At 75.8% G+C, this 8,150-nt stretch carries 6 protein-coding genes; 5 read left to right on the top strand and 1 reads right to left on the bottom strand.

What is annotated here, in order from left to right; genetic code table 11:
* Positions 1-50: 50 nt before the first annotated feature.
* Entirely contained in the window at positions 51-1,202 is a 1,152-nt protein-coding gene (locus tag ACRYM2_RS22195) for a trypsin-like serine peptidase (protein WP_432524792.1), read from the bottom strand.
* 160 nt (positions 1,203-1,362) lie between these two features.
* Here ACRYM2_RS22195 and dxr point away from each other — a divergent pair, with 160 nt between their 5' ends.
* The 5 genes from dxr to ACRYM2_RS22170 all read left to right on the top strand — a co-directional run bounded on the left by dxr (position 1,363) and on the right by ACRYM2_RS22170 (position 7,975).
* Positions 1,363-2,565: a 1-deoxy-D-xylulose-5-phosphate reductoisomerase gene (gene dxr, locus ACRYM2_RS22190; RefSeq protein ID WP_432524790.1), complete on the top strand. Its 1,203-nt coding sequence runs from the start codon at positions 1,363-1,365 to the stop codon at positions 2,563-2,565.
* Entirely contained in the window at positions 2,562-3,893 is a 1,332-nt protein-coding gene (locus ACRYM2_RS22185; RefSeq protein WP_432524788.1) for a M50 family metallopeptidase, read from the top strand. Before dxr ends, ACRYM2_RS22185 begins: the two co-directional genes overlap by 4 nt.
* Positions 3,894-4,016: 123 nt before the next feature.
* Positions 4,017-5,177 (top strand): flavodoxin-dependent (E)-4-hydroxy-3-methylbut-2-enyl-diphosphate synthase, encoded by a 1,161-nt coding sequence (gene ispG, locus ACRYM2_RS22180; RefSeq protein ID WP_432524787.1) that lies wholly within the window; start codon positions 4,017-4,019, stop codon positions 5,175-5,177.
* 73 nt (positions 5,178-5,250) lie between these two features.
* Entirely contained in the window at positions 5,251-6,138 is an 888-nt protein-coding gene (locus tag ACRYM2_RS22175; RefSeq protein ID WP_432524785.1) for a GNAT family N-acetyltransferase, read from the top strand.
* 76 nt (positions 6,139-6,214) lie between these two features.
* Positions 6,215-7,975 (top strand): proline--tRNA ligase, encoded by a 1,761-nt coding sequence (locus ACRYM2_RS22170; RefSeq protein ID WP_432524784.1) that lies wholly within the window; start codon positions 6,215-6,217, stop codon positions 7,973-7,975.
* Positions 7,976-8,150: the final 175 nt, after the last annotated feature.

Here is an 8,150-nt window from a genome sequence, read left to right as displayed (position 1 = left end):
GGCGGGCGCGCCGGTGCGCGCCCGCCCCGCCGCGGCTCCCGCGCCCCGGCTCAGCCCACGGCGACGGCGGACGCCTCCGCGTAGACGGCCCGCTCCACCGCGCCCAGGCGCGGGCCGTACAGGACCTCGGGAGCGTCGTTGTAGCTGAAGCTGACCACCGAGGTGACCGTGCCCGTGCCGTTGGCGGGGTCGAAGCCGGACAGCCACGGCCCGCCGCTGGAACCGCCGGCCATGTCGCACAGGGTGGCCTGGTCGGTGGTCGCGTCGGGGTTGGAGGTGGCGTCGGTGAAGCGCCACCCGGCGCAGTACTTGAGAGTGCTGCCGTCGCTGCCGGTGCCGCGGCCGGGGTAGCCGAAGACCGTCACGCGGTCCAGCGGGCTGTCGAAGGCCAGGCCGAAGGTGCCCACCGCGTCGGCCAGCGTGGTCTGCCCGCGCTTGGCCACGACCGCGAAGCCGACGTCGTGGTTGAGCGCCGCGGCGGTCTTCTGGTCGCCCTCCATCCACTGGCGGGTGGTGAACAGCCGGGTCGCCGACCAGCGGCCGAACGGCTCCGCCGTGCCGTTCAGGCCGGGGACGAACACGACGTTGGTCGAGCTGACGCCCCTCTCGGTCACGCAGTGCCCGGCCGTGATGACGACGCTCTCGTTGGGGGAGTCCACGCTGCTGGCCGAGCACTCGTAGGGGACCCCGGCCTGGGTGAAGTACAGCCGCCCCACCTTGGCCGTGACGGGTCCGCCGGCGGTCCACGTCGTGCTGCGGCTCACCGCACCGCCGTCGACGACCGAGGCCGTCGAGCGCGGGTCGCGCCCCACCCGGGGGGCGTCGCCGACCGCGAGGGTGGAGCGCCCGCCCGCCTGCGGGGCACCCGCCGAGCCGTCCGCCGCGGCGGGCGCCGCGCCGTCCGCCGAGCCGTCCGCGGCTGCGCCGGCCGCTGCGGGACCGCCCTCCACCGACTGCCCCGCCGGCCGCGCCGCGGCCATGCGCTCGGGCGTCCAGTAGTCCAGCGCGGCCTGCTGGGCGGCCTCGTCCACGCTCGACAGCAGCGCGACGCCGCGCTCGCCGGTCTGGACGGGGACGGCGGCGGAGCCGGGGGCGGCGACCACGGCGAGGGCGGTCGCGGAGGTCAGGGCGAAGGCGCCCACCGCGCCCGCGGCGCTTCGGCGGGACGCCCGGCGGGGAGCGCGGCGTGCGGTCGCGGACATGACGGGGGTGTCCCTCCAGGAGGCGGTGGTGCTCGCCTCATCCTGCACCGCCGCCGGCCGCCGCGTCCCACCCGGCGTCCTCCCGGCGCGTCCGCCCCGTGCCCGCCGCCGTGCCCGCCGCCGTGTCGGGCCGCCGGGCGCGGCGCGTCATGATGGCCCGGTGAGCACCACCGCCGACCCCCGCGAGGTCGTCCTCCTCGGCAGCACCGGCTCGATCGGCACGCAGGCCCTGGAGGTGGTGCGGGCCGCGCCCGGGCGCTTCCGCGTCGTGGCGCTGGCCGCCGGCGGCGCCGACGTCGACGCCCTGGCCCGGCAGGCGGTCGAGCACCGGGTCGAGCTCGTCGGGGTGGCCCGCACCGACGTCGTGGACGCGCTGCGCGAGGCGCTCGCCGCGCACGCCCGCACCACCGGCGGGGCGCTCCCGCGCGTGGTCGCCGGCCCGCACGCGGCCGCCGAGGTCGCCGCGCACCCGGTCCGGGCCGACGGGGTCGTGCTCAACGGCATGACCGGCTCGGTCGGGCTGCGCCCGACGCTGGCGGCGCTGGCCACCGGCCGCACGCTCGCGCTGGCCAACAAGGAGTCCCTGGTGGCCGGCGGCCCGCTGGTCACCCGCGCCGCCGCCCCCGGCCAGGTGGTGCCGGTGGACTCCGAGCACTCCGCGCTGGCGCAGTGCCTGCGCGGCGGGCGCGCCGAGGAGGTCGCCCGGCTGGTGCTGACCGCCAGCGGCGGGCCGTTCCGCGGCCGCCGCCGCGAGGAGCTCGCCGACGTCACCCCCGCGCAGGCGCTGGCCCACCCGACGTGGTCGATGGGCCCGGTGGTGACGACGAACTCGGCCACCCTGGTCAACAAGGGCCTGGAGGTCATCGAGGCCTCGCTGCTGTTCGGGATCGGCTACGAGCGCATCGACGTCGTCGTGCACCCGCAGTCGGTCGTGCACTCGATGGTCGAGTTCACCGACGGCTCCACCCTGGCGCAGTGCTCGCCGCCGGACATGCGGCTGCCCATCGCCCTGGGGCTGGGCTGGCCGCGGCGGGTGCCCGGCGCGGCCGCGGCGGTGGACTGGACGCGGGCCGCCTCCTGGACGTTCGAGCCGCTGGACGCGCAGGCCTTCCCCGCGGTCGACCTGGCCCGCGAGGCCGGCCGGCGCGGGTCCACCGTCCCGGCGGTCTTCAACGCCGCCAACGAGGAGTGCGTGGCCGCCTTCCACGCCGGCGCCCTGCCCTTCCCCGGCATCGTGGACACCGTCGCCGCCGTCGTCGGCGAGCACGAGCCCGCCGGCGACCCGCGCGACGTCGAGGACGTGCTGGCGGCCGAGGACTGGGCCCGTGCGCGCGCCCGCGAGCTGACGGGCGCGGCCGCGTGAGCACGGTGCTGCTGTGGACCGTCGGCATCCTCGCCGCCGCCGTCGGGGTGGCGGTCTCCATCGCCCTGCACGAGCTCGGGCACCTGCTGCCCGCCAAGCGCTTCGGCGTGAAGGTCACCCAGTACATGGTCGGCTTCGGCCCGACGCTGTTCTCCCGCCGCCGCGGCGAGACCGAGTACGGCGTCAAGGCGATCCCGCTGGGCGGCTACGTCCGCATGATCGGCATGTTCCCGCCGCAGCCGGGGGACGCCCCCGGCCGGGTGCGGGCGAGCTCCACCGGCCGCTGGGCGCTGATGGCCGAGGAGGCCCGCCAGGCCAGCTTCGTGGAGATCGCCCCCGGCGAGGAGTCGCGCACCTTCCACCGCCTGCCGGTGTGGAAGCGCATCGTCGTCATGGCCGGCGGGCCGCTGGTCAACCTGCTGCTGGCCCTCGTGCTCACCGCGGTCGCCGCCAGCGGCATCGGCCGCCCCGGCTACGTGCCGACGCTGTCGGCCGTCTCGCAGTGCGTGCAGCCGGCCGGCAGCACCGCCACGACGTGCGCCGCCGACGACCCCGTCGCCCCGGGGGCCGCGGCGGGGCTGCGGCCCGGCGACGAGGTCGTGGCCTTCGACGGCGCGCCGGTGCGCGACTGGGAGTCGCTGTCGGCGGCGATCCGCGAGCGCGGCGGGCAGCCGGTGCAGCTGCTCGTCGAGCGCGACGGGCAGCGGCTGACCGTGAGCGCGACGCCGGTGCTCACCGAGCGCGAGGTCCTCACCGCCACCGGCGAGGCGACCGGGCGCACCGAGGAGGTCGGCTTCCTGGGCGTCTCCCCGAGCATCGCCGTCGTGCGGACCCCGCTGGCCGAGGTCCCGGGCGTGGTCGCCGAGCAGGTGGAGGGGACCGCGGCCATCGTCGCCCGGCTGCCCCAGCGCCTCTACGACGTCGCCCGGGCCGCCTTCGGCTCGGCCCCGCGCGACCCGAACGGCCCGATCGGCGTCGTCGGCATCGGCCGGCTGGCCGGCGAGCTCAACGCCCGGCCGGCGATCATCCCCGGCGACGAGCTCGCCGAGCGGACCTCGCGCATCGTCTCGCTGCTGGCCGGGCTGAACGTGGCGCTGTTCGTCTTCAACCTCATCCCGCTGCTGCCCTTCGACGGCGGCCACATCGCCGGCGCGCTGTGGGAGGTCCTCAAGAAGGCGCTGTTCCGGCTGCGCCGGCGTCCGGACCCCGGGCCCGTCGACGTGGCCAAGGCCATGCCGCTGGCCTACGGGGTCTCGGTCGTGCTCGTGGGCATGAGCGTGCTGCTGCTGTACGCCGACATCGTGCGGCCCGTCACCCTGGACCGGTGACCGGTGACCGGTGACCGGCGGCCGCGCCCGGGGCGGTCCGGGGCGCGGCCCGAGCGGTGAACGTCCGGTGACGGCCGCCGGGGGGTGCTCGCCGCCCCGCCGCGCGGGGTGATAATCGAGCCCGTGAGCGTCAGCCTCGGTCTCCCCGCCCTCCCGCCGCCCGTCCTGGCACCCCGCCGCAAGACGCGCAAGATCAAGGTGGGCTCGGTCGACGTCGGCGGCGACGCCCCCATCTCCGTGCAGTCGATGACGACGACGCCGACGACGAACATCAACGCCACGCTGCAGCAGATCGCCGAGCTGACCGCGACCGGCTGCGACATCGTCCGCGTCGCCTGCCCCAGCGCCGACGACGCCGAGGCGCTGCCGATCATCGCCAGGAAGTCGCAGATCCCGGTCATCGCCGACATCCACTTCCAGCCCAAGTACGTCTTCGCCGCCATCGACGCCGGCTGCGCGGCCGTGCGGGTCAACCCGGGCAACATCCGCAAGTTCGACGACCAGGTCAAGGAGATCGCCCAGGCCGCCAAGGACGCGGGCGTCTCGATCCGCATCGGCGTCAACGCCGGCTCCCTCGACCCGCGCCTGATGGCCAAGCACGGCAAGGCCACGCCGGAGGCGCTCGTGGAGTCCGCGGTGTGGGAGGCCTCGCTGTTCGAGGAGCACGACTTCCACGACTTCAAGATCTCGGTCAAGCACAACGACCCGGTGGTCATGGTCCGCGCCTACGAGCTGCTCTCCGAGCGCGGCGACTGGCCGCTGCACCTGGGCGTCACCGAGGCCGGCCCCGCCTTCCAGGGCACCATCAAGTCCGCGACGGCCTTCGGCGCGCTGCTGAGCAAGGGCATCGGCGACACCATCCGCGTCTCGCTGTCCGCGCCGCCGGCCGAGGAGGTCAAGGTCGGCATCCAGATCCTGCAGTCGCTGAACCTGCGCCCGCGCAAGCTGGAGATCGTCTCCTGCCCCTCCTGCGGGCGCGCCCAGGTCGACGTGTACTCCCTGGCCGACGCCGTCACCGAGGGTCTGGAGGGCCTGAGCGTGCCGCTGCGCGTGGCCGTCATGGGCTGCGTCGTCAACGGCCCCGGCGAGGCCCGCGAGGCCGACCTCGGTGTCGCCAGCGGCAACGGCAAGGGGCAGATCTTCGTCAAGGGCGAGGTCATCAAGACCGTCCCCGAGCACGCCATCGTCGAGACCCTCATCGAGGAGGCCAACCGCCTGGCCGCCGAGATGGGCGAGCCCGGGGACGGCGCGAGCGCCGGCTCCCCGGTCGTCACCGTCGGCTGAGCGGCGGGTCGCGATCGTCGGCCGACCGACGGGTCGTCTCGACCAGCGGGCGTTCTCGCGACAGGATGCGGGGGTGCACCTGACCCCCTCCGCGGCTCCCGGGTCGGCCCGGGCGGGCTCCCTGCGCGTCCTCACCGGCTCCGACGCGCCCGCCCTGCTGCGGCTGTGCGATCGCGACCCCGTCGGCAACCTCTTCGTCTCCGCGCGCCTGCTGGGGCTCGTCTCGCGCGCGGGCACCGACCTCGGCGGGCAGGTGTGGGGCTGGTTCGAGGGCGACGAGCTGGTCTCGGCCTGCTGGGCCGGGGCCAACCTCGTGCCCGTGGAGGCGACCCCCCGGGCGCTGGACGCCTTCGCCGAGCACGCCCGCGCGCAGGGGCGGCGCTGCTCGTCCCTGGTCGGCCCGGCCGAGGCCGTGCTGGCGCTGTGGCAGCGCCTGGAGCCGCACTGGCGCGGGGTGCGGGAGGTGCGCGCCCAGCAGCCGCTCATGGTCTGCGACACCGAGCCGCTGGTGGCTCCCGACCCCGCCGTGCGCCGCTCGACGCTGCGCGAGCTGGACCTCGTCGTGCCCGCCTGCGTGGCGATGTTCACCGAGGAGATCGGCTACGCGCCCGCGCCCCCGGACGGCGGGGGCGCCTACCGGGCCCGCATCGCCGAGCTCGTCTCCACCGGCCGCTCCTTCGTGCGCGTCGAGGCCGGCCCCGCCGGTCCCGAGGTGGTCTTCAAGGCCGAGCTGGGTGCGGTCTCCCCGAAGGTCGTGCAGGTCCAGGGCGTGTGGGTGCCGCCGCACCGGCGCGGCGAGGGGCTGTCCGAACCGGGGATGGCCGCCGTCGTGACCGCCTGCCGCGCCGACGGCGTGGACTCGGTCTCGCTGTACGTCAACGACTACAACACCCGCGCGCTCGCGGCGTACCGCCGCGTCGGCTTCCGCGAGGTCGGCACCTTCGCCACCGTCCTGTTCTGAGGGCCCCGCCCGCCCGGGTGCCGTCCCCGCGCGACGGCGGTGAGGCGGGCCGCGGGGCGCCGATATCCTCGTGCGCGTGCTGATGCGGATGTCGACCCTGTTCCTGCGGACCCTGCGGGAGGACCCGGTCGAGGCCGAGGTGGCCAGCCACAAGCTGCTGGTGCGCGCCGGCTACGTCCGACGGGCCGCGCCGGGCATCTACACCTGGCTGCCGCTGGGGCTGAAGGTGCTGCGCAAGGTCGAGCGCGTCGTCCGCGAGGAGATGGACGCCGCGGGCGCCCAGGAGGTCCACTTCCCGGCGCTGCTGCCGCGCGAGCCGTACGAGGCGACCAACCGCTGGAGCGACTACGGCGACGGCATCTTCAAGCTGCGCGACCGCAAGGGCGCCGACTACCTGCTGGCCCCCACCCACGAGGAGATGTTCACCCTCCTCGTCAAGGACCTGTGCTCCTCGTACAAGGACCTGCCGCTGTCGATCTACCAGGTCCAGACCAAGTACCGCGACGAGGCGCGCCCGCGCGCCGGCCTCATCCGCGGCCGCGAGTTCGTCATGAAGGACTCCTACAGCTTCGACGTCGACGACGCGGGCCTGGCGCGCTCCTACGAGCTGCACCGCAACGCCTACATCCGCATCTTCAAGCGCCTCGGCCTCGACTTCGCCATCGTCTCGGCGATGTCGGGGGCCATGGGCGGCTCGCGCAGCGAGGAGTTCCTGCACCCCTCGCCCATCGGCGAGGACACCTTCGTGCGCTCGCCCGGCGGGTACGCGGCCAACGTCGAGGCCGTCACGACCCTGGCCCCGCCGGCGGTCCCCTTCGACGGGCTGCCCGCCGCGCACGTGGAGGACACCCCCGACACCCCGACGATCGAGACGCTCGTCGAGGTGGCCAACGCGGAGCACCCCCGCGCGGACCGGGCGTGGACGGCCGCGGACACCCTCAAGAACGTCCTCGTCGTCCTGCGCCACCCCGACGGCACCCGCGAGCCGCTGGCCGTCGGCGTGCCCGGCGACCGCGAGGTCGACATCAAGCGCCTGGAGGCCGCCGTCTCGCCCGCCGAGGTCGAGCCGTTCGAGGCCGCGGACTTCGCCAAGCACCCCGCGCTGGTGAAGGGCTACATCGGCCCCGGCGCGCTCGGGGCGGAGTCGGCCAGCGGCATCCGCTACCTCGTCGACCCCCGCGTCGTCGACGGCACCTCCTGGATCACCGGCGCCGACGCGCCCGGCAAGCACGTCTTCGACCTCGTCGCCGGCCGCGACTTCACCCCCGACGGCGTCGTCGAGGCCGCCGAGGTCAAGGCCGGTGACCCCGCCCCGGACGGCTCCGGCCCGCTGGAGCTGGCCCGCGGCATCGAGATCGGCCACATCTTCGCCCTCGGCCGCCGCTTCGCGCAGGCCCTGGACCTGAAGGTGCTCGACGAGAACGGCAAGCAGGTCGTCGTGACGATGGGCTCCTACGGCATCGGCGTCACCCGCGCGCTGGCCTGCGTCGCCGAGGGCAACCACGACGACAAGGGCCTGGTGTGGCCGCGCGCGCTGGCGCCCGCCGACGTGCACGTCGTGGCCACCGGCAAGGACGCGGAGGTGTTCACCACCGCCGACCGCATCGCCGCCGAGCTGCAGGCCGCGGGTGTGGAGGTCCTGCTGGACGACCGGCCGAAGGTGTCGCCGGGCGTGAAGTTCAAGGACGCCGAGCTCATCGGCGTGCCCACGATCCTCGTCGTGGGCAAGGGCCTGGCCGAGGGGGTCGTGGAGCTGCGCGACCGCCGCACCGGCGAGGCCGAGCAGGTCCCGGTGGCCGAGGCCGTCAGCCGCGCGAGCGCGGCCGTCCGCGCCTGAGGCGCCGGCCGCGCGCCGCCAGGCGCGGCCCGGCGGTGGTCCCCCCCCCCACTCGGCCCCAACCCACAACCCCCCCCCCCCGCCCCCCCCGGCCCCCCCCGCCCGCTCCTGCTGGTCCGTGGCCACGACCGCGACGGTACCGGCCGCCGCATCCCCCGAAGGTCGGACCCGGGAC

Source organism: Kineococcus aridisoli, assembly GCF_050871885.1.
Classification (GTDB): Bacteria; Actinomycetota; Actinomycetes; order Actinomycetales; family Kineococcaceae; genus Kineococcus.
Note: the sequence above shows the minus strand (reverse complement) of the source record. Positions and strands in the feature narration are given on the sequence as shown.

Coding starts and splice junctions, on each gene's coding strand:
- ACRYM2_RS22195 (WP_432524792.1), bottom strand. CDS start 1,202: ATGTCCGCGACCGCACGCCGCGCTCCCCGCCGGGCGTCCCGCCGAAGC.